This window comes from Streptomyces sp. NPDC015171 (assembly GCF_043079545.1).
In the GTDB taxonomy this organism is placed as follows: Bacteria; Actinomycetota; Actinomycetes; order Streptomycetales; family Streptomycetaceae; genus Streptomyces.
This window is the reverse complement of sequence record NZ_JBIBUO010000016.1, coordinates 29,862-56,067: the sequence shown is the minus strand read 5'-3', so window position 1 is coordinate 56,067 and position 26,206 is coordinate 29,862. Positions and strand designations below refer to the sequence as shown.

Sequence of the window (26,206 nt, the reverse complement as noted above, 5' to 3'; positions counted from 1 at the left end):
CCGGCAAGGGCGCCGCCCTGCACGCACTCCAGCGCGAGCTGGGCATCGCACCCGCGCGCACCACGGTGTCCGGCGACTGCCCCGACGCCCTGGAGACGCTGGACGCGGCCGAGGGCGGGGGCGATCAGCTCGCGGGCTTGCGGCCCACCGCGCCGTACAGCGAGATCGGGCCGTCGGCGGACGGCGGTTCCTCGGGGCGCCAGTCCGAGACCGACACGATCCCCGGCTCCAGCAGGTCGAGTCCCTCGAAGAAGGCGCCCACCTCGTGCCGCGAGCGGGCCACCAGGGTCACGCCGCCGGCCGCGTACGCCGCGATGCCCTGCCGGACGTTCTCCGGTTCGAAGTCGGCGGTCATCGCGGACAGCACCAGCGCGCTGCCCGGTGCCAGCGCGCCGACCAGGGTGTTGACCAGGTCGTGGGCGCCGTCCTCGTCGGCGATGAAGTGCAGCAGGGCGATGAGGGAGAGGGCGACCGGGCGGCCGAGGTCCAGGACGCGGCCGGCCTCTTCGAGGATGGTGTGCGGATCGCGGGCGTCGGCCTGCACATACTCCGTCACGCCCTCGCGGGTGCCACGCAGCAGCGCGCTCGCGTGGGCCAGCACGATGGGGTCGTTGTCGACGTAGACCACGCGGGCGTCCGGCGCGGCGGACTGGGCGATCTGGTGCAGGTTCGGCTCGGTCGGTATGCCCGTGCCGATGTCCAGGAACTGGCGGATTCCCGACTCCGCCGCCAGCGCCCGCGTGGTGCGGCGCATGAACGCCCGGTTGGCGAGGGCGGCCTTCGGGGCGCCGCCGTCGATCCCGGCGATCCGCCGGCCCAGCTGTTCGTCGACCGGGTAGTTGTCCTTGCCGCCGAGGAACCAGTCGTACACCCGGGCCGGATGCGGCCGGGTCGTGTCGATGTCCTGGAAGTCCGGCCCGGTCCCCGTCACCTGCTGCTCCTCCGCCCATCCGGTCCCGGTGGTCACTCCGGGACGTGCGGGGAGCATTCTGACACGATCATCCGGCGCGGCGCAGACGGACTCCGGCCACCTCTCCGTCCGCCGGCGCCTGCGTCAACGGGGCTTTGGGTACGGCTGGTTGGGCGTCCCGGAGCCTCAGCCGGCCGATCGGCCCCCGTCGCCGTGCGGGTGGTTCTCGGCCTCGAACATCCAGCGCTGCTTCTCCAGGTCGGCCGTGATGGTGATCAGCAGGTCCTGGCTGACCGGGTCGGCCTTCTCGGTGGCGTCGATCCGCTCGCGCAGCCGGTCGACGGCGGCCGTCAGCGCCGACACCATCAGCTCCACCACCTCGGTGTCGCGCAGCCAGCCGTCCTTGGCGCCGGGCAGCGCGAAGGCCGCGGCGATGGTCTCCGGCCGGCCGTCGGGCGAGACGCCCAGCGCGGCGGCACGCTCGGCCACCGTGTCGGAGTGGCCGCGGGCGGCGGCGACGACCTCGTCCAGCTGGAGGTGGATCGACCGGAAGCGCGGACCGACGACGTTCCAGTGCGCCTGCTTGCCGATCAGCGACAGCCCGAGCAGGTCGACCAGGGTCTCCTGCAGGGCCGTTCCGGTGACGCCGAGCGCCTCTTCGGGCAGCGTGCTCTTGACCACGGTCATGTTGTCCAAGCCCCTTCCGTCGGGTTTCTGTGCTTTGTGGCTCTGTCCGCAAGGGCGTGTGCCCCTGCTGCGGGGCGGCAAACCAGCTGATCAGCGAGGCACGACCCGGTCAAGGAAGCGGATCGTCTCGCTGTGCGCCCGCGCCCTGTCCGTCTCGTGGAACACCTCGTGCCGTGCGCCCGGGAAGATCCGCTCGGTCAGCGGGCCGCCGCTCAGCCGCTCCACCCCGATCCGGCTCCCGGCCGGCGGCACCACCCGGTCGTCCCCGCCGTGCAGCCACAGCAGCGGCAGCCGGCCTACGGCACCGGACCGGGCGACGGTGTCCAGGGTCCGGGCGAACGCCTCCAGCGTCGGCCGCTTCATGGGGCCGTGCCAGACCAGCGGGTCGGCGGCGTACGCGGCGCCGACGGCGGGGTCCCGGGAGAGCGCGGACGGGCTGAGCGGGGTGTCCGGGATCTCGTCGAGCGCCAGCAGCCGCTCCGGCAGGTACCAGGTGCCGATCACCGGCCCGGACAGGACCAGCGCGCTCAGCCCGGCGCCGTACCGCTGGGCGTAGCGGGCGGCGATCAGCCCGCCCATGGAGTGGCCGACCATGACCAGCGGCAGGCCGGGCCGGGCGGAGCGGGCCAGGTCCGCCACCGCGTGCACGTCCGTGACCACGTCCTCGAAGTCCTCGATCAGCACCCGTTCCCCGGCCGACCGGCCATGGCCCATGTGGTCGGGCCCGTAGACGGCGGCGCCCGCCCCGGTGAGCCGGGCCGCGAGCTCGTCGTAGCGGCCGGCGTGCTCGCCGTACCCGTGCACCAGGAGCACCAGCAGGCGGGGGGACGGGTGCGGCCACTCGCGTACGGCGAGGGCACCGCGCGTGCCGTCGAGGACGTGCTCGCGGACGTGGGGCATATCTCCTCCAGCTGCCTCGGTGAAGGTCCCGGAGGATCTTCCCAGCGAGGCGGTCCGAGGTCTATAGTCTAAAACTAGCAGTGCTAATTAAGTAGTGCTGAACCACGCGTACACCGGTCCGTGCTGATCCACAGCGTCGTAGGTCAGGAGTCCCAGCCGTGCGTCCCGTCCATTTCGCGATCGCCCGCCGCACCCCCATCGGCAAGCTGCGCGGTGCCCTCTCCTCCGTCCGGCCCGACGATCTGGCCGCGACCGTGATCCGCGGGCTGGTGGCCGACGTGCCCGCGCTCGACCCGGCCCGGATCGACGACGTCTACTGGGGCGCCGCCAACCAGGCGGGCGAGGACAACCGCAATGTCGCCCGGATGGCCGCCCTGCTCGCCGGACTGCCCGACTCCGTACCCGGCGCCACCGTCAACCGGCTGTGCGCCTCCGGGCTGGAAGCCGTCACCGCCGCCGCGCGGACCATCGCGGCGGGCGAGGCCGACATCGTGATCGCCGGCGGCTCCGAGTCGATGAGCCGCGCCCCCTTCGTCCTGCCCCGCCCCGACGAGGCCCTGCCGCAGCGCATCGAGACCTACGACACCCGGCTCGGCTGGCGGCTGGTCAACCCCGCCATGAAGGAGCTGCACGGCCTGCTCGCCATGGGCGAGACGGCCGAGGAGGTGGCCGGGCGGTACGGCATCTCGCGCGCCCGCCAGGACGCGTTCGCGCTGCGCAGCCACCAGCTCGCCGCCGCCGCGCGCAAGAACGGCCACTTCGACGACGAACTCCTGGCCGTCGAGCGCCCGGACGGCATCGTGGTCGAGCAGGACGAGTGCGTACGCGAGGACACCTCGCTGGAGAAGCTGTCCCGGCTCAAGCCGGTCTTCCGCGCCGACGGCAGCGTCACCGCCGGGAACGCCTCGCCGATGAACGACGGCGCGGCAGGGCTGCTGCTGGTCAGCGAAGAGGCCCTGAACGAACTGGGACTGGAGTCCCTCGGCCGGTACGTCGCGGGCGCCTCCGCCGGTGTCCACCCCGACGTGATGGGCATCGGTCCGGTCCCCGCCACCCGCAAGGTGCTGGCCCGGGCCGGCTGGGAGATCGGCGACGTGCGGGAGGCCGAGTTCAACGAGGCGTTCGCCGCACAGGCGCTCGCCTGCGTCGACCAGCTGGGCATCGACCCGGACCTGGTGAACCCCACCGGTGGCGCCATCGCCCTCGGCCACCCCCTCGGCTGCTCCGGTGCCCGCATCCTCACCACCCTGCTGCACCGCATGCGGCGCACCGGCGCGGAGCGCGGGCTCGCGACCATGTGCGTGGGCGTGGGGCAGGGCAGCGCGGTGCTGGTCGAGCGGCACTGAGGCGTCTTCACGGGGGTTTGCCCGCAGGGGGATCTGGTAGCTCCCCGTACGGGGCCCGGCAGCTCCCCGTACGGGGAGCCCGGTAGTACGAGCCGCAGCAAGGAAACGGAGCAGCACTCCATGGCAACCCTGTCCGTCGCCGCCATCCTCGCCGAGAACGCCCGGCGCCGTCCCGGCAAGACCGCCCTGGTCGAGGGAGATCTGCGGCTGACCTTCGCCGAGGCGTGGCACAAGGCCCTGGCCAGGGCGGGGGCGCTCACCGGCCTCGGCGTACGGCCGGGCGACCGGGTCGCCCTCATGGCCCCCAACACGGCCGAGTTCCCGCTGGCCTACTACGCGATCGCCGCGGTGGGCGGTGTCGTCGTACCGGTACACCTGCTGCTGTCGGCCGGCGAGGTCGAGCACGTGCTGAAGGACAGCGGGGCGACCCTGCTGCTCGTCCATCCGGCCCAGGCCGCGACCGGACGGGCCGCCGCCGACACCCTCGGCATCCGCGTCGTCACCCTGGACGAGGAGTTCGACAAGCTCGCGGCGGAGGCCGAGCCCCTGCCCGGGTACGTCACCCGGGCCGCCGACGACCCGGCGGTGGTCTTCTACACCAGCGGTACGACGGGTGTCCCGAAGGGCGCCGTCCTCAGCCACTTCAACCTGGTGATGAACGCGACCGTCAACGCCTTCGACGCCAACGACATCCGCGCCGACGACATCGCCCTGGGCGCGCTCCCGCTGTTCCACGCCTTCGGCCAGACGGTGTCGCTCAACTCCACCTGGCGGGCCGGCGCCACGCTCGTACTGCTGCCCCGCTTCGACGCGGCCCGCGCCATCGAGCTGATGGTGCGCGAGGGCGTGAACACCTTCCACGGCGTGCCGACCATGTTCGTCGCGCTCGCGGCGGCGGCCGGCGCGGCGGACCGGCTGCCCGGGCTGCGGGTGTGCGTCTCCGGCGGGGCCTCGCTGCCGGTCGCGGTACTGGAGCGCTTCGAGGCCGCGTTCGGGGCCGAGATCTACGAGGGGTACGGCCTGTCGGAGACCTCGCCGGCCGCCGCCGTCAACCAGCCCGTGTACGGCACCCGGGCCGGCAGCATCGGCCACCCGCTGTGGGGCGTCGACGTGGAGATCGCCCGCGCCGAGGTGGAGGGCCGGATCGAGCTGCTGCCGCCCGGCGAGCTGGGCGAGGTCGTCATCCGCGGCCACAACGTCTTCTCCGGCTACCTCGGCCGCCCCGAGGCCACGGCGGAGGCCGTGGTGGACGGCTGGTTCCGCACCGGTGACCTCGGCACCAAGGACGACGACGGCTTCCTGCGGATCGTCGACCGAAAGAAGGACGTCATCATCCGCGGCGGCTACAACGTCTACCCGAGGGAGGTCGAGGAGGTCCTGATGCGCCACCCGGCGATCGCCCAGGCCGCCGTCATCGGCCTGCCCGACGAACTGCACGGCGAGGAGGTGTGCGCCGTCGTCGTCCCGGCCCAGGGCGCCGAGCGGGACGCCGCCGCGCTCGTCGAGTGGTCCAAGGGGCACCTGGGCAAGCACAAGTACCCGCGGCGCGTGGAGTTCGCGGACGCGCTGCCCCTCGGGCCGAGCATGAAGGTGCTCAAGCGGGAACTGCGGGCGCGCTACACGGGACGTTAGGACCGGCCGGCGAGACGGGTCTCATGCCGATGGATGTATGCGCATAGCATCGGTCTCCCATGGACACGATGACGCTCTGGCACATATCCGGCTGGGGGTTCGCCGCCCTCGCCCTCGCGGCGCTGCTGGTCGGCTTCTCCAAGACCGCGGTCAGCGGGGCCAACACGGTCAGCCTCGCGGTCTTCGCGGCGGTGCTGCCCGCCCGCGCCTCCACGGGGGTGCTGCTGCCCGTGCTGATCGCCGGCGACGTGCTCGCCGTCCTCACCTACCGGCGGCACGCCCACTGGCCCACGCTCTGGCGGCTGTTCCCGGCGGTCGCCGCGGGCGTGGTGCTCGGCACGCTGTTCCTGGTGTGGGCCGACGACGGGATCGTCCGGACCTCGATCGGCGCGATCCTGCTGCTGATGGCAGGGGTGACCCTGTGGCGCCGCCGGACGGCCGAGACGCCCCGGGAGCCGGGGGCGGAGACGAACGGGGAGCCGGAGGCGGTGACGACCCGGGCGGGCCGCGCGAAGGCCCGCTCGTACGGTGTGCTCGGCGGGTTCACCACGATGGTCGCCAACGCGGGCGGGCCGGTGATGTCCCTGTACCTGCTCTCCGCGGGCTTCCGGAAGCTCGGCTTCCTCGGCACCTCCGCGTTCTTCTTCCTCATCGTGAACATCTCGAAGGTGCCCTTCAGCGCCGGCCTCGGCCTGATCGACGGGCGCTCACTGCTTCTCGACGCCGCGCTCGTGGTGTTCGTCGTGCCCGGTGCGCTGTTCGGCAAATGGGCTGTGAACCGGATCAACCAGCGGCTCTTCGAGCAACTCGTGATCGCGGCGACCGTGGTGGGCGGCGTCCAGCTGCTACTGCGCTAGCCCCAGCAGTTCCGGGACGTCCGCGAACGAGTCCACGACGTGGTCGGGGGCGCCACTGGCGTTCTCGTGCGTCTCCCGCCGGTACTTGCCCGTCCGTACCAGCACCCCCGTCAGCCCGGCCCGCTGCGCCGCGAGCACGTCCGACTCGATGTCGTCACCGACCATCAGCGCCCGCTCCGCGTCCACCCCGAGCCGGGCCAGCGCCGCCTCGAAGAAGGCCCGCGACGGCTTGCCGGTGACCTCCGCCGTCACCCGCGCCGCCCGTTCGAGACCGAGCAGGAAGGCCCCCGAGTCCAGTTGCAGCCCGGCGTCCGTCCGCCAGTACAGGTTGCGGTGCATGGCGACCAGCCGCGCACCGCGCTGCAGCTCGCCGAAGACCCGGTTGAGCGCCCGGTAGTCGAACCCGGGCCCGGCCCCGCCGACCACGACCACGTCGGCACGCTCCTCGACCAGGGTGATGTCACCGAGGTCCGCCCCGATGTCCCCGCTGTTGAGGACGGTGCAGCGGGCGCCCGGAAAGTGCTCGGCGAGATGGGCGGCGGTGGCGGCGGGCGCGGTCAGCACGTCCTCCACGCCGACCTCGAAGCCGGCCTCCGACAGCGTCCCGGCGATCGACGCCCGGGTCCGGGAGGTGGTGTTGGTCACCAGGGCCACACCGAGCCCGGCCGCGCGGAGGGCGCGCAGCGCCGCCACCGCACCGGGCAGCGGCTTCCAGGACACGGTGAGCACCCCGTCGATGTCGATCAGGACGGCACGCACGGACCCCATGGACTCCATGACCCGACCGTAGCGACCCGGGCACCGGAGCGCCCGGCCGCGTCAGGCGTCGCCGGGGTTCCTGCGCAGCAGATACGTGTCCATGATCCAGCCCTTGCGCTCCCGCGCCTCGGCCCGCAGCCGCTCGATGCGCGGGCCGGCCTCGGCGATCGGCCCGGAGACGAGGATCTCGTCCGGTGTGCCGATGTAGGCACCCCAGTAGATGTCCATGTCCTGGCCGCCTACGCCGCTCTCGCCGCTCTCGCCGTCCCCGGCGTACCGCCGGAACGCCTGCTGCGCGTCCAGCATCACCACCACGTCGTCCACCCCCTCGGGGAAGCCCTCGGCCAGCCGCCGGCCGGTGGTGATCTGCACCGGCCGCGCGACCCGGCTCAGACTCGTGCGATGCCGGGCGACCAGCGCGGAGACACTGCTGATGCCGGGCACCACGTCGTACGTGAACGCGACCGCGCCCCGCGCCAGCACCTCCTCCAGGATGCTCAGCGTGCTGTCGTACAGCGCCGGATCGCCCCACACCAGGAAGGCGCCGGTGCCGTCCTCGTCCAGCTCCTCGGCGATCAGCCGTGCGTAGATCTCCGCGCGGGCGCTGCGCCAGTCCTCGACGGCCGGCGCGTACGACGCCCCGTCCGCGGCCCGGTCCCGCTCCGGGTCCCGGGCCGCCACCACCCGGTACGAGCCCGCGGGCAGATGCGCGTCCAGCATGTCCCGGCGCAACCCCGTCAGCTCGCTCTTCACCTCGCCCTTGTCGAGCAGGAAGAACACGTCCGTGCTCCGCAGCGCCTTGACCGCCTGCAGGGTCAGCTGGTCGGGGTCGCCCGCGCCGATACCGATGACATGAATCTTTCGCACACCCACGAGTCTGCCGCATGCCACCGACAGCCCGTCCGCCGCCTCCGCACGCGCCGCGATGACGCCCCGGTCAGCCGCCCAGCCGGGGCGCCTCGGCCCGCGCGTCCACCGGCGCCGCATCCTGCTCCACCCGCCCGGCCAGCTCCCGTGCCCACCCGGCGAGCCCCGGCAGATCAAGCCCGTACGGCCGCTCCTCGCCCCGCTCCGCCACCCACTCCTCGATGGCGCCCGCGCCCCGCCGCAGCAGCCGCGCCCCGCCGACGGCGTTCCCGCGCGCCGCGTGGGTGAGCCCCACCGCCAGCTGGGCGAGCCCCCGCCACAGCGTGCGCTCGTGCTCCGGGCCCGACTTCCAGGCGTCCTCGAACACCTCGTGCGCGTGGAACGGCCGCCCCGCCGTCAGCAGCGCCTGCGCCTCGGCGACCGTCTGCACCGGGGCCCGCAGCACCCCCTCCGGCTGCCGGGGTACGCCCTCGGCGCCGTACGGCAGCGGGCGCCCGAGACCGTCCCGGGGCCGCGCGCTGCGGGCCCGTCCGGTCGTGTCCCGGTCCCTGGCATCCGATGCGCCCGCGTTCGTCATACCGCCGATTGTGCCCCGCCCCCGCCGACGGCCTTCGTCGGCGCACCCCGCGGCGTGGGGTAAAGTGTGTTCGCACGATCACGCGGGACACCGCGCGAGAGCGCAACGGGACGTGGCGCAGCTTGGTAGCGCACTTGACTGGGGGTCAAGGGGTCGCAGGTTCAAATCCTGTCGTCCCGACGCAGACACAGGCCCGCTGAACTGGGAAACCAGGTCAGCGGGCCCGTCGGCGTTTACGCGCGCAGGCAGACGGTTGCCAGGGATCGGCTCGGGACCGGCGAATTTCCAGCAGCCTCGTACGGTCGCGGACGCCACACCACGTCACTCGACGGCTCCCACAGAGCGAACTCCAGTTCAGACGAGGGCCCCCGCAAAGCACCTTTCACATTGCGGGCCAGACTGGGGCCGGGACAAGACCAGAGAGACGGCGCGGCCGGGGGTTGGCTGCGGCCGTCGCGAGCGGCAGCGCAAGCCGAAGAAATCCGCCCGAGCCCCGTACAGCACTGCGCCCCGCCGGGTGACCGGCGGTGCACTATTCATAAGTGATCGGTCAGGGCTTCCGGTGTCGGCTGCGCCCGATCGTCGGCTTCGGGCTGGATGCAGGCCGTCACCCTCGATTCCGTGCAGCATTCGCTGAGCGGCGGCGTAGTCGTCTACCGCGGTCAGCGGCACCCACTGATGGCCGTCCCACTCCACGATCAGGCGGGGCGCATCCGGTAACAGGTGGGCAGCTCGCTGGGCACCGTTGCCGAGGTGGACGCCTTCGCGTTCCCCCACCGGCCGTAGGCGCTTGTCCCGGGGCTCTGCCCATTGCTCTAGAGGCTCGTCTTCCGGGTCGCCCACGGTCGCTCCTTGTGCGTGCGGTGCTATACGGGCAGGTCCCAGGACGGTCCGTCGGGAGTGCCCATCCATACTCGCTGTGTGCCGTCCGGTTCCACGGTGAGACCGAAGTCGGACTGGGCGGGTGATCCTGCACTCTGCCAGGCGGCCAACGCGTCCTCCACTTGGTCCCAGAGGCTGAGCGGGCCGTGCTGGTGTACGGTCCAGCCGTCTCCGGCCGGTTCGCTCCATGCCTGCGATCCGGTGGCGACGTCCACCAGGACCATGCCGTTTCCGGTGGTCATGAGTTCGGCCGACGGCGCGGCGAGTTGGGCGAGGAACTGCCCGGTCCAGTCCTCCAGGAGCGCGGGGTTCACGCGGGTGGGACGCGTGATGCCGGGGTGCTGATGGAAGGTGGGACGGGGCGGCCGCTCGTGGGGCCGGGCGAGCATGTAGCTGATCTGGTCGGTGTGAAAGCGGCCGGTGGCGGTGCCGTCGTCGTGGACGGTGAGGCGGACGAGGCCGGAGGCAAGCATCCATCCGCTGATGGTGGTGGTGATGGTTCCGCCGTCGCGTACCTGGTAGAGCCATGCCGGGGGGATGTGCCGGACGGCGCAGGTGGCCACGATGTGGTCGTATTCGGCGCCGTCCTTGTGTCCGGCGAGGCCGTCACCGGTGACGAGGGTGGGGTGGTAGCCGGCGGAGTGGATATGTTCTGCCGCCGCGGCGGCCAATCCCGGGTCGTACTCGATGGAGTACACGTTCTTGTCGCCGAGGCGGCTGCACAGGATGGCGGTGGAGTAGCCGGTACCGGTGCCGATCTCCAACACCTTGTCGCCTTCGCGGATCTGCGCGAGGTCGAGCATGCGCACGATCAGCGACGGCAGCGTGCTGGACGAGGTAGGGCGGCCGGCAACAGTGCCGGCCGCGTCGGCGGAGGTACCGTCGACCTGGGTCACCCAGGTGGTGTCCTGGTAGACGAGCCCCAGCCAGTCGCCGGGGGTGGTCTGGTCACGGTGCACGGGGGTCCACTGGCGGCCGTCGAACTGGAACAGGCCATCACCGATGAACAGTTCGCGGGGCACCGTTTCGAGGGCGGTACGCCATGCCGGGTCGTCCGCGGGGACAGCAGCGGCGAGCTGGCGGCGCAGATCTGCGGGGTCACTCATGCGGGGGCTCCGTGCTGTAGGTGGTCGGCGATGGCGCGGGTGATCGGGGTGGTGATGCGGTCGGGGAACCAGGCCCACTGACCGTTGGGGTTGCACTCGTACCAGTGCCACAGGCCCTTGCGGTCCAAGCCGAAGTCGAAGGCGCCGAAGACGAGACCGAAGGCGTCCAGGTAGGCACGTACGCCCTGGGCGACCTCCGAGGGAACCGGCACGGACGTGTAGGTGAGCCGGTGGTAGTGGCGGCGCCAGTCCACGCCGGGTGAGCCGCCGATGCGCACGGCGAACAGCTCCTCGCCGACGGCGGTCAGCCGGATGTCGGCGGTCTTCGTGACGCGCTGTTGGAAGAAGTGCGCGGTGTGGCGTATCTGCTGGTCGATCTGGTCGGGGGTGACGTCCTCGATCCACACCGTCAGGGCGCGGCCCGTGTCGTCGGTGTACTCGGTTTCCCTCAGCGGCTTGTAGATGACCGGGCCGTGTTCTACGGCGAAGGAGCGAGCGCGGCCGGGGTCGTTGGTGATGAGTGTGGGCGGCACGGTGAAGCCGCAGGCGGCGGCCGTGGCCAATTGCGTCGGTTTGTACTCGGCATCCCTGTTACGCCATGGATGGTTCAGATAGCGCGCGCCAGGGAGGGCGGCGAGGATGCCGCCGAGCCCGTAGCGGGCTTCTTCGACGGCCCATCGGCCGGTCTGCTCGTCCATGGCGAGATCGGCAGTGTGGGGGGTTGGCCGCCGCCAGTACACCGAGCGGACGTTCCCCAGGTCGATGCTCCGGGATCCAGTGGCGAGAGTGCCGCCGGTCCCGATGCTGTCGAAGGTGCCGGACAGGGTCACCTCGCGGGGGAAGTCGCCGGGGTCCAGGCGAACCACTGGCACGCGTCGCCGGTTCAGGTCGGTGATCACTGCGTCCGCCGTCGCGTCGTCCAGGCGCGTGACGACGAGGACGGGCGGCCCACCCAAAGCCATCAGTCAGAGTCCCCGTTCTGGTCGCTGCCCTGGTCCGGGGTGCCGTCCAGGCTGGTCTTCGTGCTCGTCTCCTGCGACGTCTCCGACCGCTTGTGCTTGGCTTCCATCGCCAGCGGTGCGCCGTCGGGGTCGACCCACGCGGTGACCTGCGTGTCCGGGTCGAGGACGGGCCGGGCGTCGGGGAGGACGGCCGCAGCCGGGTAGGGCCGCATACGTCCGACCCCCCAGGGGGCGACCTGATCCTGTGACGCCAAGGGCTGCTGCATGAGTCTCCTTCGTCTCTCAGGGGATCCAACGGTGTCACTCGCCGGAGGGGCCGGCCGGGGCGGCAGGTGTGAACGAGCGAGCCTCGGCCGAGGGCTCAGGGGTCGCCCGTCCCAGGGGTCTTGGGCGGGCCGGTCGAGTGAACCCCGACGGGGGCGGGGACCGGGCCCGCACTGGTGCGGCGGGTGCACCGCGCAGGGTTTGCTGCCGCCCCGGTGGCCGGGTGCGGGGCGTAGCGCACGTGCAGCGGCCGGCCCCGGGGCGGGGATCATGGTGTGGTCCGTGGGCCGCAGCAGCAGGTGTGCTGCGCGTCCAGGCGGACGGCGGTGAGGACTGTTGCCGGCGGCTCGGCGTCCGGGACGGAGTGCGCGGCGGGTGCTGGGGCGGTCCGGGTCTCGCTGATTACGATCGAGGCCACCAGGCCAAGGCCGCCGCCGACGGCTCCTAGGAGGCTTGCCCCGGCGGTCACCCCGTCCGCTTCGGGCGTGCGGTGACGGCCGGTCACTGGTCGGCGCCCTTGATCACGATCTCGGCCCAGACCTTTTTCCCACAGGAAAGGAGATCGGTCCCCCAGCGGTCGGACAGTATGTCGACCAGAAGCAAGCCCCGGCCTCCGAAGGCATCCGGCTTTGCGTGGTGCATCTCGGGCATACGGCGGGACTTGTCGACCACGGCGACGTGGAGCCGGTCAGGAGCCGGCTGCTCCGCGATCACCCGGACACGGTGTGAGTGACCGTGCCGGATGGCGTTCGTGACCAGCTCAGAGAGGAGGAGCGCGCCGGTCTCAGCGGTGCCCTGGTCCAGGCCCCATGCCGTGCACGCCTCACGGAGTATCCGACGCGCTGCCGGAACGCTGGCGGCCTCGCTCGCGAGGGTGATGCTCTGGGCCGGGTACTGCCGACCTGGTCCCACCTGCTTGTCGGTCATGGTCATCGTCACGCCTTGGTCGGGGCCGTTGGGGGAAGGGCCGCCCGCGTGTCTCGGGGGAGAAACTTGCGGGCGAAGCGCCGCCGAGGCGCGTTCACGGGTGCACTCCCTGGCGGCTGATAGGTAGTCAACGGCTTCCGGTAGGGACGGGGGACTCCAGAAGGTGACTCCAACATGGAGTCTGGGCACGGGCGTTGGTTTTAGCATCGGGTCCGTTCGCTACTCTGGGGAGCTGCAGATGGACCGTCTCTCGCCGAACCCGCGTGAGGTCATCGCCGGTCTCCTCGGGGATGAACGCCTGCTCAAGGCCTGCTCGGAGCGAGACATGGGCGCGGTGTTCCGGATACTCAATACGCGTGGGGTCAGTACGCGGCGCATCGCTGCTGCCGTCGACATCACGCAGGGTCGCTTGTACGACTACATGAACGGAAAGAGCCGGGTAGAGAAGCTGACCCTGTTCGAGCAGATCGCCGACGCCTTCCACATCCCGGGTAGTCTGCTGGGGCTGGCTCGCCGGTCGTGGGAGCCAGCGCCGGCAACTGACGAGCATCAGCGGGCGGACCATCCGCCGCCGGACGGGGATGACCTGATGGCCATGGACCACTTCCGCAGCGCGGACCGGCAGACCGGCGGCGGCCGGTTGTACGGGGCTGTTGTCCGGCACCTGTCGGACCGGGTGGCTCCCCGGCTCGTCGACCTCGGCAGCGGCCCGCAGGTATTCGCCGCCGCAGCCGCGCTGACCGAGATGGCCGGATGGATGGCCCACGGCTCCGGATACGACGACCGCGCCGCACAGCACTTCGCCCGAGCCCTTCCCCTCGCCCGAACCTCCGGTGACATGCCGTTGGCCGCCCACGTCGCCGCGAGCAGCAGCCACCTTGCGCGAGAGACCGGAGACGCGTCCGGGGCCGTGGGATGGGCGCGGACCGGGCTCGACCTGGCGGCACGGGGCCCCCGGATTCCGGCGCTGACGGCACGGCTGCACACGATGCTGGCGCGGGCCCTGGCGGGGTCCGCACAGCGAACGCCGGCCGCCCGCGCGCTGGAGGCCGCACACGGTGATCTCGACGGGGCGGCTGCCGATCATCCGTGGTTGAGCCCATTCGACGCCGCCGCCATGGCCAGTGAGGCGGCGCTGATCATGCGCGACCTGGAGCAGTACGACCAGGCCCTCACGCACGCGGAACAAGCCGTCGCCCTGAGGGAGGCAGGACGAGCGCGGTCGCTGGCTCTCAGCCGAATCACCCTGGTCGACATCCACGTGCGCCGGGGTGATCTGGACGCCGCGGTGTGCGTCGGGCATGACCTGCTCAGCACGAGCCCGACGCTCGGCTCGGTCCGGGTGGTGCGGCAGCTCGACGGTCTGCGCCGGCTGCTGGAGCCGTACCGGGGGTACGCGCCGGTCAGGGAGTACCTGGCACGGTTCGCTGACGCGCGCCGCGCCAGAATGCTCCTGCTGGCCGATCTGATCCCGCCGCACCCGGGAGGCACCACCACATGAGGCGCACCGCACCCGACCCCGCCGACACCGACGCCTGGAACGCGTATCTCGCGGAGGGCAACGCCAGGCAGGCCCGCAAGCGCGTGGCGGCCGATGTGCTGCTGAGGGACCCGGACGGGCGTGTGCTGGTGGTGAACCCCACCTACAAACCGGGATGGGATCTTCCCGGCGGGATGGCGGAGGCCAACGAGCCGCCGGAGGACGCGGTGCGCCGGGAACTGGTCGAGGAACTCAGCCTGCACGTGACCCTGCTCGGGCTGCTGGTCGTGGACTGGGTTGCCCCGCACGGCCCCTGGGACGATCAGATCGCGTTCATCTTCGACGGCGGCACCCTCGACCAGGAGCAGGCCGACCGGATACGCCCGCGGGACGAAGAGCTGTCGGAGGCCGCGTTCGTCACGGCCGACGACGCCGCCGGTCGCCTCCGGGCCCGGATGCGGCGCCGGTTCGAGCACGCCTTGAAGGCGCTGGAGGCGGGACGTCCGCTGTACCTCCGAGACGGCGCACCCGTCATGTGACCGGCGCGTCGTGACCGCGGCTCGAAGCGGGGTTCGCGGGAGGTGCTCACGGGCACCTTCGGCCCCTTCGGCTTCGGCGGACAGGACGAACGCGACGCCGTCGACGACGCCTACGGGGCCGGCGTCTGCGATACGACTGTCAGCCGCGCATGACCGACTGCCGGGGCCCTCGCACGGACGAAGGGCCCGGCCTCGCACGTGACACATCCGAGAACAGGAGCGAACCGCAGACCATGGCCCAGGACACGGTCACCCTCTGTCTGCCGCCCGTGCCGCGCGATCGCGTTCCCGGGGCGGTGGACGCCGCCATGCAGGCGCACGCGGACGAGTGGTGGGACGCGTGGTGGCCCAGCTCCCGCGACGCCGCCTGGGGTTTTCGGATCGCGGCCGGAGCCGGGAACGACCCTCGCCTCGTCCGCACGCCCCGCGACCCGCGCGGCGGGCCCCGCGAGCTGCTCCCCGGCTTCTGCGACGGCGGCCCGCGTGGGCTGCTCGACCTCGACACCCCCCGCCAGGCGGTAGCGGGCCGGGCGGAGGCGGCCTGGCACGCGTGGCGGCGCCTGGCCCGCACCCTGCCCCGGGCCGCCCCGGTCGAGGCGTTCGCGCACCATCCCGACCGCTGGCACGCCCACCGGGAGCAGCCGCTGATCGGCGCGCTCGACGAGCTCCTGGTCTCCGAGGGCCTGCGCTTCATGCACGCCGAGCCCGCGGACCACTTCGGCGACGACCTCGGCGCCTTCGTGCGCGAGGAGGTCGCGCGCGCGATCCCGTCGAACATCCTGGTGACCGTCGACGGCCGCCGACTGGAGAGCGGCCCGGCGGGCTACTTCCTCTTCGCGGACACCTACTTGTACGGACTCGACCCCGACGCCTACATCGTCCGGCTCCGCGTGCACTGCTGAGCCGGCAGCGGTCAGGACGCGTGGGACGGGCCGAAGAACTCGATCTCGGCGATGGCCACCTGCTTGGTCGGCGACGGCTGGTAGGCCGACTCCAGGGTGAAGCGGACGGCGGTGACCTCGCCGACGCGGAACGGGACGCGCTGGGGACCCGCGCCCTGGTCCAGGTTGAGGTGCCGGGTCGTCGTCTTGCCGTCCGCGCCGGTGACGCGCACCGCGACGCGGTGCGGCAGCGCGGACCGGGAGAGCTGGTCCGGGCGGATCGACTCGCCCGGAGTGATCAGCAGGTCCAGCAGCCGGGTCGGTTCGGCGAACCGGGCCTCGATCCACTGGCCCTGCCCGGAGTCCGCCACTCCCGGCCCCCACCAGGTGTTGTTCAGCTTGTCGAAGGCCAACTGGGGCTTGTGGCCCGGGAAGAAGCGGGAGGCGCTGTAGCGGTCCGGGGCGACCGGGGCGCGCTTGGCGAAGTGATCGCGGGTCGCCTGCACGCCCTGGGGGATGTTGACGACCAGGGCGAGGGCGACGAGCAGCGCCACTACCAGCGCGGCGCCCAGCCAGCCCAGGACGCGGTCGAAGACGCGGCGCAGGCGCGGCCGGTCGCCGGCCCACGGGGTCTCCCGGTCGCCCCGCCATCGCAGCCGCCGCCACCAGGGCAGCCGCCCGGGCGTCTCCGGCCGCTCGCCGGCCAGGGGCATCGCACACCGTGCGCAGTAGTGCCGTTCGGGGTGGTTGAGTGTCGCGCACCAGGGGCAGGGCGTGCCCCCGTACGCCCCGGGCTCTTCCCCTGGGGCGCGCACTGTCTGCGGGCGCCGGGGCTCGGGGCGTCCGGGCAGCACCGGCTCGACGGAGGCGGGGGCGTCGGGCCGGGCCTCGGGGTCGGTGAGGGGGACGAGGAGGCGACGGGCCCGGTCGAGGCCGTCGTCGGCGGTGGTGCCGTCGGAGCGGGGCGCCGGGGGTGCCGCCGCGGGCAGTGGCTCGGTGGACGCGGTCTCGGAGGCGGGGCGGGGCGTCCGGTGCGGGGCGGGCGGTGGGGACGCGGGGCCCCCGGGGCGGCCGGCGTACGGCATGTGCGGGGCAGCGGCCTGGGCCGGGTCGGGGGCGGTCGCGGAGTGGTCGCCGGGCCGGGCTCCGGGAGCCGTCCCGGGTGCGTCCGGCGCCGTGGCGTCGGCGGGGGCGGGGCCCGACTCCGGGCGGGCCGCCGCCCGGTCCGGGGCGTCCGCCCCCGCCCGGGCCGTCGTCCCGGCCGCCGGAGAGGCGGCCGAGGCGCGCGCCGCCGCCCGGTCCGTCCAGCCGAGCACCGCCCCGCAGGCGTCGCAGAACGACTGGCCCGGTTCCGCGCGGGTGCCGCATTCGGCGCAGTTCTGGGGGGTCGTCATCGCTCGGGGTTCCTTTCGGTGGATACGGCGCCCTCGGCACCGTCGGCATCGGCGCGGTCCAGGACACTGACCCGCACCGTGTAGGGCATGTGGGCGGGGCGGGCGGCGGCCACCAGGGCGTCCAGGCGGTGCCGGTCCGCGGGGGTCGGGTCGGGCAGGCGCAGATGCACATGGAGCGCGGGCCTGGGCTTGCCGGCGAACGCGTCCAGTGGACGCGCGCTCCAGGACGCCGCGCCGCTCTCGGTGATCTCCGGGCGCACCCCGAAGGCGAGGCGCACCGCCTCCACGAGACCGCGCCGCGTGCCCCGGATGCGGTGCAGGTGGGCGGCGGCGGCCACGGCGGCCCGCACGCGAGGCTCCCGCTCCATGCCCTCGGTCTCGGCCCCCACCCAGTCGCCCAGCCACTGGGCGAAGTCGAGCGGGGCCAGCGAGGGCCGGAAGTACGTGTCCAGGCAGTCGAGAACGCCGTGCACGGGGGCCAGTACGTCATCGAGCCCGGCGACGAACCGCTGCGCGAGGTCGTCGTCGGCGAACACGGCGGGCAGCATCATGCCGATCGGCGCGGACGAGCCGAGACCGTCGATGGAGCCGCGCATCAGGAGCCGTCCCCGATCACCCGGACGCGGTGGTCGTAGGAGAACACCAGGGACGGCGCCGACAGGTCGATACGGTCGGTCGCGTCGCCGCGCTTGCCGGTCAGCGGGTCCGCCGGGTGCAGCCGTACCTCGTCGACGAGTTCCACGCCCGGCACCCGCTGGAGCACCGCGAACACCTCGCCGCTCTGCACCGGACGGCCGAACGGCCAGCCGGCGCCCTCCGCACCGCCGGTGAGCGGGTCCAGGTGCCGGTAGAGGGCATCGTGCACCTCCCGGCGGACCCGGTCGGTGTCCACCCCGCGGAACGCGTGCACCGTAGCCACGACCGTCACCCCCTGGTAGTACGGCGGACCGACCGCCAACCGGGTCCCGATCAGGCGCCGTTCGTCCAGATGCCGGGTGATCCGCTCCAACAGGCCGTCCCCTGGGACCAGTTGCTCGAAGCGCAGCCGGCCGCCGGGATCGGGCACCGCCTGCGGCACCACCAGCACCCGGACCGCGTAGGCCCCGTACTCGCTCTCCGCGCCCTCCAGGCAGGCGATCCGAGCGGTCTCGGGGGCGGCGCGGCGGGCCAGCTCCTCGTAGTCGCGCAGGGTCACCGCCCGCTCCTGGGCGCGCAGCGTGATCGGCGCCCGGATCTTCGCCTCCTCCACCGTCTCGCCGTCCACCCCGCCCCGCGCGGCCTCCCGGTTGCCGACCTCCGAGACGTACGGGATGGAGGTGCGCAGGATCTGCACCGCGCCCCGGGCCACGTTCCCGGCCCGGCCGCCGCCCGTGCGGTAGCGGCGGGCCCGGACCGGGGTGCCTTTCCGGGCGACCGCCCCGTACTGGCGCAGCGAGCCGTCCGGTTCGCGCACCGCGGGACCGAAGGCGATCTCACCGGTCGCCGCGTCCAGGGTGATGTGCCGGTCCGACGGCCCGGAGGCCGCGAAGTCGCGCACCACCTGCCAGTCCGCCCATCCTTCGGGCTCGGCGGTCTGGAGCAGCACCGGCGGCTCGTCGCCGACCACCGGCGCGTGCGCGAGGCGCAGCCGCTGTCCCGGCAGCCCCGTCGACTCGCCCAGCGCCTCGTCGCGCACCGTCTCGGCGTGCACGGCGATCGTGGTGCCGCCGACGGTGAACGCCTCGGCCGAACGGACCGTCGGCGACGTCGTGTAGAAAGGCTGGCCGGCCAGGGGCTCGGTGACCCGGCAGCGCAGCCAGCCCGCCTCCCGGCCGGCGTTGCGGGACAGCACGTGCCCGCCCGGGACGTGCAGGACCACCTCGCCCGGCCGGTTGAGGCCGCCGGTGCCGTCCCGGTCGACCTCGCAGGGCTGCCAGCCGTCCGCCGTCCACGCCTCCCACACCAGCGGAGGCTGCCGCGGGTCGACGCCGACGCCGTCCACCCTGCTGTCCAGGTCGAGCGCGAGCGCGCAGTGCGGCACGGCGGCGGTCAGGCCCAGCAGCACGCTGTCGCCGGTGCCGGGCGACTCGGCGAAGCACAGCACGTCCTTGTCCTCGTCGGCGAGGTCGTGCGTGCGGTCGACGGCCGCCTCGCCCCGGTGCTGCACCAGCAGATACCGCAACGCGCACGGGACGACCGTGAGATCGCGCTCGGTGGCGAAGACGACCGCCTCCTCGCTCTCGGTGCGCACGGTCGCGGTCTCGGTGCCGAGCGGCACCCGCACCGGCTCCTCCTGGGGGGCCGACAGCCAGAACGTCACGTCCGTGCGGGCGGCGGTGGGCGGGAACAGGGTGATCCCCACCAGGTCGAGGAAGGCCAGATGGTTCTTCTCCGGCACCCGGTTGAGCCGGTACACGATCTGGTCGGCCATGTGCGCGACCGTCTCGACGAGGGTGACTCCCGGATCGGAGACGTTGTGGTCGGTCCACTCCGGGGCGCGCTGCTGTATGTAGCGCTTGGCGTCGTCGACGAACTGCTGGAACCGGCGGTCGTCGAGATTCGGGGAGGGCAGGGCCATCAGCGATCGCTTTCCGGAGCCGGCGAGTCGCTTCCCGGCTCGTCGTGGGACGGAATGACGTAGAAGGGGAAGACCAGGCTGCGCGGGTTGTTGGTGCCGCGGATCGCGTAGCGGACGTCGATGTAGAGGACGCTGCGGTCCGCACCCGCGGTCACCTCGACGTCCGCGACCTCGATACGCGGCTCCCAGCGGTCCAGGCTGGCGTGGACCTCGTGCTGGATGCGGCCCGCCGTCTGCTCGTTGACCGGCGCGAACACCAGGTCGTGGATCGCGCAGCCGAAGTCCGGCCGCATCGGGCGCTCGCCCGGCGCGGTCGACAGCACGAGCCGGATCGCCTCCTCGACCTCCCGCTCGCCGCTGACCAGGGCGATACCGCCGGTCGGGCCGATCCGCAGCGGGAACGACCAGCCGGAGCCGACGAACTGCTCGGCCATCAGCGACCCACCCGCCTCTCCGGGCGGCGGCCCGAGCGCCCGCTCATACCGGCACCACCATCACTTCCAGCCCGTTGGAGGTCAGCGCGCCGATGATCGGAACGGTGGCGGCCCGGATGCCCACGTTGGCGATGGAGGTGATCTGCACGCTGCCGCCCGCGGTGACCGTGGCCGCGCCCAGCGCCTTCAGGCTCAGGGCGCCGAGGGCGTCCACGGTGACCGCTCCGGTGAGGGACTTGAGGTTGACCAGGCCGCGCCCCTCGATGTCGAGCATGCCGCCGCTCTTGATGGTCAGGTTCCGCCGTGCGCTCAGCGACAGGTCGGTGCCCGCCTCCACGGACACCGACCGGCTGCCCTTGATGCTCACGGCACCCTTGCTGTCCACGGTGATCTCCGTCTTCGTCCGGTCCAGGTTGATCACCAGCTTGTTGTTGCCGGTGGCGAGCCGGACGCCCTGCTTGCGGCCCCCGGTGCGCTGGCTCAGCAGGTCCAGCCGGTTGCCGGTCCGGTCGGCGACGGTGTGCCGGGACGCCTGCTTCCTCAGCCCGTCGTGCAGCGGCACGTCGGAGACCGCGGTCGGCTTGTCCCGCCCGTTGTAGAGGCCGCCGATCACGAACGGGTGGTCCAGCGCACCCCGGTCGAAGGCGACCAGCACCTCGTCGCCGACGTCCATCGGGAACACCCCGCCGCCGCCCTTGCCGCCCAGCTGCACGGCCCGCGTCCAGTCGCTGACGTACGCGTCGTCGAGCCAGGGGAACTGCAGCTTCACCCGCCCCTGCTTCAGCGGGTCCTGCACGTCCGTGACGAGCGCGTTGGCCACACCGGGCAGCCGGGGACCGGTGTCGACACCGCCCGAGGCCAGCCCGTACAGCGACCGCCACTGCCGGCCGCTGACCGTCACCCACGCCTCGTAGTGCGAGCCGTCGCCGAACACGTGCCGTACCGAGGTGGCCGTGTACTTGCCCTCGAACGGCGCCCCGACGTCCGCCAGCGCCACCGGAACCCCCGGCCGCAGCTTGGGGTTCCCCCGTACGGCGACCTCCAGTTCGGCGAAGGAGGAGGTGACGTCGTCGGCGAGGGCGTCGGCCGCGAACCGCACCTCGTTCTGCTTGTCGTAGGGCGTGCCCGTGCCGACCAGCCGGGCCGGCTTGAAACTGCCCGCGGCGGCGGCAGGCGTGGTGCCGATCCCGATGCCCGGGTTGAGGCTCGCCCGCGAGCTGGCCGTCAGCTTCTTCTTGGTCGTCACGTCCCAGCCGCGCGCCTCGACGCGGTTCACCTGGTCGGCCGCGGTCACGGCGGACCGCAGCCGCAGGATGTCGTGTCCCGCCTGGAGCACGAACGGGCTCTTGTCACCGCCGATGTCCGGGGAGGGCGCCCCCGAGGCCGAGCGCGGGCGCACGAACTGGAACCTGCCGTCCGCGTCGACCGACATGACCATCTCGTTCTCGTCGGCCAGCCGCGCAAGGAAGTCCCAGTCGGTCACGTTGGACTGGCTGATGAACTCGTAGACGGTCCGGGTCGGCTGGATCCGGCCGATCGGCACCCCGTCCTGGGCGGCCAGCTTCCGGGCGATGTCGGAGGCGCTCTGGTTGCGGTAGGCCGCGACCCGGCGCTGGCGCAGCAGGCGGTGGCCGGCGTCGTAGCCGCGGATCACGGTGAACGTGCCGGTGCCGTCGTAGTCCGCCTCCAGACCGGTGACCTCGCCGGTCAGCAGCGGATCGGCGGCCCCCTGCCCCGAGGTGACCGGCGCGATGACCACCTTCGTGCCGAAGGTGACGCCCAGCTTGCCCAGCAGCAGCCGGTAGGGATCGCGGAAGGTCAGCCGGAACGCGGCCGGCACTCCGACGCCCTGGTCGACGTAGCAGTCCACGAGGGCCCGCGCGAACTCCGGCGGCAGCTTGGCGCCGCCGATCCGCACGTCGACGACATTGGAGAAAGCGGACTTCGGCATCAGGAACGCACCTCCTCGACGGCCGGCAGCACCAGTTCGGTGCCCGTCGGCAGCCGGGCCGGGTCGTCGATGCCGTTGGCCTCGGCGATCGCCCGCCACACGGTCGCGTCGCCGTACTCCCGCCATGCCAGCGACTGCAGCGAGTCGCCCGCCACCACCCGGTGGACGCGCTGCGCCGTCAGCGCCCCCGAGGTCGGGTTCTGCCCCAGGGTCTGACCGGGGATCTCGTGCAACCGCATCCGGCAGGTGGCGCGGATCGGCGCCCCCGTCGTCCCGAACAGGGTGTAACTCGCTTCCACGGAACTCACGTACGCCGTGAACCGCGCCGTGGAGAACGAACCCCACTGGAGCACCACCCAGGGCGGGGACGGCTGCTTGGCGGTGACGCTCCGCGCCGTCGTCTCACAGCAGTCGAGCAGCGACTCGACCTTCTTGAGCACGGTGTTGCCGGTCGGCTCGTCGGACGAGTCCAGGAAGATCTCGACGCTCATCTCGCGCGGCAGCGCCCCCATGAACTCCGGGAGCGAACCGTCCCGTTCGACCTGCGCGGGCGTGGACTTCCACTCCGCGCGGCGGGTCAGCGACAGCTGCGCCGGGTTGAAGTCGAACCGGAACGTCCGGATGATCCCGCCAGGTGTGGTGCTCGTGCCGACGGGCGGCTCGTGGATCGCGAGCGTGGCCCGTACGAGGCTCTTGCCGGCCCCGCCCCTGCTGCCCTTCGCCATGTCGTGCCGTCCCCTCAGTCCGTGAATCCGTGGTGGGCGATCTCCAGTACCTCGGTCGCCACGGCGGGGCTCGCGGGGTCAAGCGTGGGGCCCGTCCAGCTCACCGGCAGCACGTCGATCAGGCCCCAGCGGGCCACCTCCGAGCCGTCCGCGCGCAACGCCGCGATCTGTGCGGTGGGGCGCGTGATCCCGGTCTGCACCGACGAGATCCACTTGGCCACCCGGGCGGTGTCCGGGGTGAGCGGCCGGGTCAGCCGGATCGTGGAGAACGTGACCCGGGTGGGCAGGTGCCAGACGAAGCCGTTGTTGCCGCCCTCCTGGCGCTGTTCGACCTCCACCTGCGACGAGAGCCCCTGGCAGCCGTTGAAGTAGCCGAGGCTCTCGCCGTCGATGCTGAGGGTGAACCAGATGGTGGAGCCAGGGTCCTGGCGGGACATCGCGGCGGACCTTTCTGTCAGTGGTCTGTCTGTCTGCTTGTTCGTCTGTTGCGGCGGCGGTCTGTCTGCCGCGGTCCGTGTGCGTCCTTCAGCGGTTTCGGCGGACTTCCAGCGGTTTTTCAATGGCGGGGATCGCGGAGCCGGCCGATGCGTTCGCGGTCCATGCGCAGTTCGGCCCGGATCAGCCGGGTGATGCGGCCGATGATGCGGTGCACGAGTTCGTCCAGCTGGAAGTCGGTCAGCTCCCTCGGATCGAAGGAACCGGCGGGAAGCTCCGTGTACGCGGGCGCCGGTTCGCCGCCCCCGGCCGGCGCGTACGGCGGCGGCCTGCCCCCGCTCGATCCGTGCGGAGCCGGTCCGTCCGGAGCCGGCGGCCCGTGCCCCGGTGGTTCGTACGGCGGCGGTGGGGTGCCGGGCAGGGCGGTGTACGGCGGCGGGGCGTCGGCCCGGTGGCCACCGGCCGGTCCGGAGCCCCGGCTCAGGTCGTTCGCGACGGTCGCGGCGGCCGACGAGGCCAGCGCCCCGACAGCGGAGTGGCCGGTCGCCGGGGTGTTCCGAGGGCCGGACGAGGACGCCTTCTTCCGCCAGAACCGCTGGACCGGGAGTGCCGGCGCCGAAGCACCGGTCGCCGGGGGGCGGGCGGGGGAAGCGGTCCCGGTGCTGGTGCTGGTGCTGGTGCTGGTGCCGGACGCGGGACCGGCGCCCGCGGCCTGCGGCGGAGTAGGCGGCAGGGCGGTGTTGACGCCCGGGGGCGGGGTCGGTCCGTCCGCGGACGCCGTGGGGATGGCCGTGCGGCCGGGCGCGGCGTCGCGAGCGGCCCGCTGGACGGGGGGCGGGCCCGTCGGCCCGGGCGTCGGGAAGGAGGGCGGTGCCAGGGTGGCCCGACCGGGCGGCGGGGCCGGGGAGGCCAAGGGGGTGACACCGGCGGGCACGGCCGGCACCGGAGCGCCGAGCGGCGTGCGACGGGCGGGGGAGCCGGCTCGTTGGACGGTGCTGGTGCCTACGGCGTCTGCGGGGGCGGAGGAGGTGTTCCTGCGGTGCCGGAGGTGTGGCTCGACCGGTGCCGGTGCCGGGGCTGTCGCGGAGTCCGGGGCCGGTCGGGGCGAGGCGGCCGGCTGGAGCGCTCTGGACGGTTCGCTCGGTCGGTCCAGCGAGCGCCGAAGGACCGGCGTCGGGGGCTTGGATCCGTCGTCCGTTCCGGGCGCGGACGAGGGGCTGTGGGACGGGGAACCGGGCAGCATGTGACCCTGACCCTGACCCTGGCTTAGGCTCTCGCGATGCCGCTCGCCGTCGCTACCGGTGGGGGGTGTGCCGCTCTCGGCCACGGGGCCTACGGCGCGCTGAAGCGGAGCCTGATCGGCGGTGGGCGCCGCCGAATTCGGCTTCCGAGGTGCGGTGCCGTCGTGCGGGGAACGCGGAGGCAGGGGTGTCGACGAGCCGTCCGCGACCGACGGGGCCGGGCGGGACGGAAGCGGGGCGGCGAGCCCCGGGCGACGTGCCCCGTGGGCGGTGCTGCGCTGCACGCGGGGTGAGCCGTCCGAGGTGTCCGTGGCCGGCCGGCGGCCCGGAGCGGAGGGCGGTAAGGGGCGCTTGCCGGCGGGAGGCCGGGGGCCGGTGAAGCGGAGGAGGCGCCGGGAGCGGCCTTCGGGGGGCGGGTGCCGGATCGTGCCGCCGAGGCGGGTGTCTCCGTCGTACGACCGCTCGTCCCGGGGGTGGGCGAAGTGCGTCCGCCGGTGTCGGCGGACGGCTCAACAGCCTTACGCACCGTGAGAGTTGACGTCTTGTCGCCGGAGCCGAGGCCCGTGGGAGCCGCCCCGGTCGTTCCGGCGGACCGTTGGACGGGCGCGGGCGCGGGCGGGGGAGCGGGTGCCCGTGTGGCCAGGGGCGGGGCCGGGGCGGCCGACGTGGTGGGAGGCACCGCACCGCCGCCCTGGCCCTCTCGCTCCGCCGCTCCGCTCGTGTCGTCCGCGGCTGCCGAAGGTGTCGCACCGGAGTCCGTCGGCGCGGACGGCCTGCGCACCACCGGCAGGCTGCGACGCTGCACCGGGGGCGTTGCGGTCCGGGCGCTGGTGAAGGAGCGCGACGAGGGGGCCGTGGCCGTAGCGGCGGTCCGCACCCGCAGGCCGGACGCGGGCGGCACCGGCGTGATCGGCCACGAGGCGGACGGCCGGGGCCGTACTACGACGGCCGAGCCCTCGGCGCCGCCGAGCACGTTCGGCGTGCCCGGGAGGTCCGGTACGGCAGGCGCTGCCCGCCTCTCGGACACGGACGCCGACCGCCGCACGCCTGGCGCCGGCCCGGTGTGGGAGAGGGGGCCACCGTGCTCCGTCGCGGAACCGGCACCGGAAACGGAACTGGAAACGGAACCGGCGGGGGTCCCGGCACCGGCACGGGCACTGGGTTCGCTCCCCGCCGCGCCCACGACCCCGGCTCCGGTATCGCCTCCGCCTCCGGTTCCGGCCCTGGACGTCTCCGGGCGTGCGGGCCGCCGCGGCGCCGAGAACGGTACGGAACTCATAGTCCCGGCGGAGGCGGCCGGCCCGGAAAGCTTCCTCTGAACCCGAGCCAGACTCGGTGCAGGTGCCGTCCCGGCACGCCCCTGCGACAGATCGCCAGCGCCTCCACCGAGGCCCGTACGAGTGCCAGTGCCAGTGCCCGTACCCGCATCAGGAGCCCCCTCAGCAGCCGCCCCCGCCCCCGCCCCCGCACTCGTACCCGACCCCACGGCCGGACGTGTCTGTGGCAGGCGTGTCGGGACGCGGAGCGGAGCCTTCGGCGCGGGCGGAACGGGACCGTCCGGCACCGTCGGCTGCAACAGCCGTAGCGGCACGGCCGGGGCCCGCTGAACCGCCGGGGCCGGACCCGCGAGCGGCAGCGCCCCGGCCGGGAGTTCCAGGCCCGCAACCGGACGTGCCGCGGCGGCCCTGGGCCTGCTGCTGGCCAGCCCGGCGCTGCAGGGGCCGTCCAGCACCGAGGGCGAAGCCGTGGCCGTGAACGACGGGTTCTGCCATGTGGGCAACCGCCCGCCGAAGGCCGCGTCCGACACACCGGACGCGTCCGTGGACAGGCTGCGCCGGATCGGCGCCAGACCCGGCCAGGCCGGAGCCGGCACCGGCGCGCGCGACACCGGCG

The 26,206-nt window shown here is 73.2% G+C and carries 25 protein-coding genes and 1 tRNA gene; 7 read left to right on the top strand and 19 right to left on the bottom strand.

Annotated elements, in window-relative coordinates; translation table 11 throughout:
* Window positions 1–124: 124 nt before the first annotated feature.
* The 3 genes from ACF073_RS33165 to ACF073_RS33155 all read right to left on the bottom strand — a co-directional run bounded on the left by ACF073_RS33165 (window position 125) and on the right by ACF073_RS33155 (window position 2,497).
* Window positions 125–931, bottom strand: coding sequence for an SAM-dependent methyltransferase (locus ACF073_RS33165; RefSeq protein WP_392075263.1), 807 nt, complete (start codon window positions 929–931; stop codon window positions 125–127).
* Window positions 932–1,096: 165 nt separating this feature from the next.
* Window positions 1,097–1,597 (bottom strand): DNA starvation/stationary phase protection protein, encoded by a 501-nt coding sequence (locus ACF073_RS33160; protein ID WP_392075147.1) that lies wholly within the window; start codon window positions 1,595–1,597, stop codon window positions 1,097–1,099.
* A 90-nt stretch (window positions 1,598–1,687) separates the two neighbouring features.
* Complete coding sequence (locus ACF073_RS33155; RefSeq protein WP_392075146.1) at window positions 1,688–2,497, bottom strand: alpha/beta hydrolase; 810 nt, start codon at window positions 2,495–2,497, stop codon at window positions 1,688–1,690.
* 158 nt (window positions 2,498–2,655) lie between these two features.
* On the opposite strand from ACF073_RS33155, the gene ACF073_RS33150 reads away from it, so the two are divergent.
* The 3 genes from ACF073_RS33150 (at window position 2,656) to ACF073_RS33140 (ending at window position 6,332) form a co-directional block, all read left to right on the top strand.
* A complete protein-coding gene (locus ACF073_RS33150; protein WP_392075145.1) occupies window positions 2,656–3,843 on the top strand; it encodes a thiolase family protein in 1,188 nt (395 codons plus the stop codon).
* A gap of 120 nt (window positions 3,844–3,963) precedes the next feature.
* Window positions 3,964–5,475, top strand: coding sequence for a long-chain fatty acid--CoA ligase (locus tag ACF073_RS33145; RefSeq protein WP_392075144.1), 1,512 nt, complete (start codon window positions 3,964–3,966; stop codon window positions 5,473–5,475).
* Window positions 5,476–5,534: 59 nt separating this feature from the next.
* Window positions 5,535–6,332 carry a sulfite exporter TauE/SafE family protein gene (locus ACF073_RS33140; protein WP_392075143.1) on the top strand — a complete coding sequence of 266 codons (798 nt, stop codon included), beginning with the start codon at window positions 5,535–5,537 and terminating at the stop codon, window positions 6,330–6,332.
* Here the strand turns inward: ACF073_RS33140 and ACF073_RS33135 are convergent.
* From ACF073_RS33135 to ACF073_RS33125, 3 genes are all read right to left on the bottom strand, one after another.
* The gene (locus ACF073_RS33135) at window positions 6,321–7,100 is read right to left on the bottom strand and encodes an HAD-IIA family hydrolase (protein WP_392075262.1); all 780 of its coding nucleotides are present in this window, start codon (window positions 7,098–7,100) and stop codon (window positions 6,321–6,323) included. The genes ACF073_RS33140 and ACF073_RS33135 overlap by 12 nt on opposite strands.
* A 51-nt stretch (window positions 7,101–7,151) precedes the next feature.
* A complete protein-coding gene (cobF, locus tag ACF073_RS33130) occupies window positions 7,152–7,958 on the bottom strand; it encodes a precorrin-6A synthase (deacetylating) (RefSeq protein ID WP_392075142.1) in 807 nt (268 codons plus the stop codon).
* A 70-nt stretch (window positions 7,959–8,028) separates the two neighbouring features.
* Window positions 8,029–8,535 (bottom strand): DUF309 domain-containing protein, encoded by a 507-nt coding sequence (locus tag ACF073_RS33125; RefSeq protein WP_392075141.1) that lies wholly within the window; start codon window positions 8,533–8,535, stop codon window positions 8,029–8,031.
* Window positions 8,536–8,641: 106 nt separating this feature from the next.
* Here ACF073_RS33125 and ACF073_RS33120 point away from each other — a divergent pair.
* Window positions 8,642–8,715: transfer RNA gene (locus tag ACF073_RS33120), tRNA-Pro, on the top strand.
* 174 nt (window positions 8,716–8,889) lie between these two features.
* Here ACF073_RS33120 and ACF073_RS33115 read toward each other — a convergent pair.
* From ACF073_RS33115 to ACF073_RS33095, 5 genes are all read right to left on the bottom strand, one after another.
* Entirely contained in the window at window positions 8,890–9,447 is a 558-nt protein-coding gene (locus ACF073_RS33115; RefSeq protein ID WP_392075140.1) for a DUF6087 family protein, read from the bottom strand.
* Entirely contained in the window at window positions 9,402–10,523 is a 1,122-nt protein-coding gene (gene tgmC, locus ACF073_RS33110) for an ATP-grasp peptide maturase system methyltransferase (protein WP_392075139.1), read from the bottom strand. The genes ACF073_RS33115 and tgmC overlap by 46 nt, the downstream gene beginning before the upstream one ends.
* A complete protein-coding gene (gene tgmB / locus ACF073_RS33105; RefSeq protein ID WP_392075138.1) occupies window positions 10,520–11,485 on the bottom strand; it encodes an ATP-grasp ribosomal peptide maturase in 966 nt (321 codons plus the stop codon). The genes tgmC and tgmB overlap by 4 nt, the downstream gene beginning before the upstream one ends.
* The gene (gene tgmA / locus ACF073_RS33100; protein WP_392075137.1) at window positions 11,485–11,751 is read right to left on the bottom strand and encodes a putative ATP-grasp-modified RiPP; all 267 of its coding nucleotides are present in this window, start codon (window positions 11,749–11,751) and stop codon (window positions 11,485–11,487) included. The genes tgmB and tgmA overlap by 1 nt, the downstream gene beginning before the upstream one ends.
* 499 nt (window positions 11,752–12,250) lie before the next feature.
* On the bottom strand, window positions 12,251–12,682 hold the full coding sequence (locus tag ACF073_RS33095; RefSeq protein WP_392075136.1) for an ATP-binding protein: 432 nt from the start codon (window positions 12,680–12,682) through the stop codon (window positions 12,251–12,253).
* A 232-nt stretch (window positions 12,683–12,914) separates the two neighbouring features.
* On the opposite strand from ACF073_RS33095, the gene ACF073_RS33090 reads away from it, so the two are divergent.
* The 3 genes from ACF073_RS33090 to ACF073_RS33080 all read left to right on the top strand — a co-directional run bounded on the left by ACF073_RS33090 (window position 12,915) and on the right by ACF073_RS33080 (window position 15,597).
* On the top strand, window positions 12,915–14,177 hold the full coding sequence (locus ACF073_RS33090) for an XRE family transcriptional regulator (RefSeq protein WP_392075135.1): 1,263 nt from the start codon (window positions 12,915–12,917) through the stop codon (window positions 14,175–14,177).
* The gene (locus tag ACF073_RS33085) at window positions 14,174–14,695 is read left to right on the top strand and encodes an NUDIX domain-containing protein (protein ID WP_392075134.1); all 522 of its coding nucleotides are present in this window, start codon (window positions 14,174–14,176) and stop codon (window positions 14,693–14,695) included. The genes ACF073_RS33090 and ACF073_RS33085 overlap by 4 nt, the downstream gene beginning before the upstream one ends.
* Before the next feature lie 233 nt (window positions 14,696–14,928).
* Window positions 14,929–15,597 carry a hypothetical protein gene (locus tag ACF073_RS33080; protein ID WP_392075133.1) on the top strand — a complete coding sequence of 223 codons (669 nt, stop codon included), beginning with the start codon at window positions 14,929–14,931 and terminating at the stop codon, window positions 15,595–15,597.
* An 11-nt stretch (window positions 15,598–15,608) separates the two neighbouring features.
* Here ACF073_RS33080 and ACF073_RS33075 read toward each other — a convergent pair whose 3' ends face one another.
* The 8 genes from ACF073_RS33075 to ACF073_RS33040 form a co-directional block, all read right to left on the bottom strand.
* Complete coding sequence (locus ACF073_RS33075) at window positions 15,609–16,970, bottom strand: NADase-type glycan-binding domain-containing protein (protein WP_392075132.1); 1,362 nt, start codon at window positions 16,968–16,970, stop codon at window positions 15,609–15,611.
* Window positions 16,967–17,566, bottom strand: coding sequence for a phage tail protein (locus ACF073_RS33070; RefSeq protein WP_392075131.1), 600 nt, complete (start codon window positions 17,564–17,566; stop codon window positions 16,967–16,969). The genes ACF073_RS33075 and ACF073_RS33070 overlap by 4 nt, the downstream gene beginning before the upstream one ends.
* Window positions 17,566–19,527, bottom strand: coding sequence for a putative baseplate assembly protein (locus tag ACF073_RS33065; protein WP_392075130.1), 1,962 nt, complete (start codon window positions 19,525–19,527; stop codon window positions 17,566–17,568). The genes ACF073_RS33070 and ACF073_RS33065 overlap by 1 nt, the downstream gene beginning before the upstream one ends.
* Entirely contained in the window at window positions 19,527–19,961 is a 435-nt protein-coding gene (locus ACF073_RS33060; protein ID WP_392075129.1) for a GPW/gp25 family protein, read from the bottom strand. The genes ACF073_RS33065 and ACF073_RS33060 overlap by 1 nt, the downstream gene beginning before the upstream one ends.
* 43 nt (window positions 19,962–20,004) lie before the next feature.
* Entirely contained in the window at window positions 20,005–21,912 is a 1,908-nt protein-coding gene (locus ACF073_RS33055; protein WP_392075128.1) for a VgrG-related protein, read from the bottom strand.
* On the bottom strand, window positions 21,912–22,637 hold the full coding sequence (locus ACF073_RS33050) for a LysM peptidoglycan-binding domain-containing protein (RefSeq protein ID WP_392075127.1): 726 nt from the start codon (window positions 22,635–22,637) through the stop codon (window positions 21,912–21,914). Before ACF073_RS33050 ends, ACF073_RS33055 begins: the two co-directional genes overlap by 1 nt.
* Window positions 22,638–22,651: 14 nt before the next feature.
* Entirely contained in the window at window positions 22,652–23,074 is a 423-nt protein-coding gene (locus tag ACF073_RS33045) for a phage tail protein (RefSeq protein WP_392075126.1), read from the bottom strand.
* Window positions 23,075–23,193: 119 nt separating this feature from the next.
* Window positions 23,194–24,006, bottom strand: a complete 813-nt coding sequence (locus tag ACF073_RS33040) for a hypothetical protein (RefSeq protein WP_392075125.1) — start codon at window positions 24,004–24,006, stop codon at window positions 23,194–23,196.
* Between the last annotated feature and the right edge of the window lie 2,200 nt (window positions 24,007–26,206).

Bases quoted from the DNA above. Each gene is read 5' to 3' on its own strand.
- ACF073_RS33160 (WP_392075147.1), bottom strand. From the start codon at position 1,597: ATGACCGTGGTCAAGAGCACGCTGCCCGAAGAGGCGCTCGGCGTCACC.
- ACF073_RS33155 (WP_392075146.1), bottom strand. From the start codon at position 2,497: ATGCCCCACGTCCGCGAGCACGTCCTCGACGGCACGCGCGGTGCCCTC.
- ACF073_RS33145 (WP_392075144.1), top strand. From the start codon at position 3,964: ATGGCAACCCTGTCCGTCGCCGCCATCCTCGCCGAGAACGCCCGGCGC.
- ACF073_RS33140 (WP_392075143.1), top strand. From the start codon at position 5,535: ATGGACACGATGACGCTCTGGCACATATCCGGCTGGGGGTTCGCCGCC.
- ACF073_RS33135 (WP_392075262.1), bottom strand. From the start codon at position 7,100: ATGGGGTCCGTGCGTGCCGTCCTGATCGACATCGACGGGGTGCTCACC.
- ACF073_RS33125 (WP_392075141.1), bottom strand. From the start codon at position 8,535: ATGACGAACGCGGGCGCATCGGATGCCAGGGACCGGGACACGACCGGA.
- ACF073_RS33115 (WP_392075140.1), bottom strand. From the start codon at position 9,447: ATGGATGGGCACTCCCGACGGACCGTCCTGGGACCTGCCCGTATAGCA.
- tgmC (WP_392075139.1), bottom strand. From the start codon at position 10,523: ATGAGTGACCCCGCAGATCTGCGCCGCCAGCTCGCCGCTGCTGTCCCC.
- tgmB (WP_392075138.1), bottom strand. From the start codon at position 11,485: ATGGCTTTGGGTGGGCCGCCCGTCCTCGTCGTCACGCGCCTGGACGAC.
- tgmA (WP_392075137.1), bottom strand. From the start codon at position 11,751: ATGCAGCAGCCCTTGGCGTCACAGGATCAGGTCGCCCCCTGGGGGGTC.
- ACF073_RS33095 (WP_392075136.1), bottom strand. From the start codon at position 12,682: ATGACCATGACCGACAAGCAGGTGGGACCAGGTCGGCAGTACCCGGCC.
- ACF073_RS33090 (WP_392075135.1), top strand. From the start codon at position 12,915: ATGGACCGTCTCTCGCCGAACCCGCGTGAGGTCATCGCCGGTCTCCTC.
- ACF073_RS33085 (WP_392075134.1), top strand. From the start codon at position 14,174: ATGAGGCGCACCGCACCCGACCCCGCCGACACCGACGCCTGGAACGCG.
- ACF073_RS33080 (WP_392075133.1), top strand. From the start codon at position 14,929: ATGGCCCAGGACACGGTCACCCTCTGTCTGCCGCCCGTGCCGCGCGAT.
- ACF073_RS33075 (WP_392075132.1), bottom strand. From the start codon at position 16,970: ATGACGACCCCCCAGAACTGCGCCGAATGCGGCACCCGCGCGGAACCG.
- ACF073_RS33070 (WP_392075131.1), bottom strand. From the start codon at position 17,566: ATGCGCGGCTCCATCGACGGTCTCGGCTCGTCCGCGCCGATCGGCATG.
- ACF073_RS33065 (WP_392075130.1), bottom strand. From the start codon at position 19,527: ATGGCCCTGCCCTCCCCGAATCTCGACGACCGCCGGTTCCAGCAGTTC.
- ACF073_RS33060 (WP_392075129.1), bottom strand. From the start codon at position 19,961: ATGGCCGAGCAGTTCGTCGGCTCCGGCTGGTCGTTCCCGCTGCGGATC.
- ACF073_RS33055 (WP_392075128.1), bottom strand. From the start codon at position 21,912: ATGCCGAAGTCCGCTTTCTCCAATGTCGTCGACGTGCGGATCGGCGGC.
- ACF073_RS33050 (WP_392075127.1), bottom strand. From the start codon at position 22,637: ATGGCGAAGGGCAGCAGGGGCGGGGCCGGCAAGAGCCTCGTACGGGCC.
- ACF073_RS33045 (WP_392075126.1), bottom strand. From the start codon at position 23,074: ATGTCCCGCCAGGACCCTGGCTCCACCATCTGGTTCACCCTCAGCATC.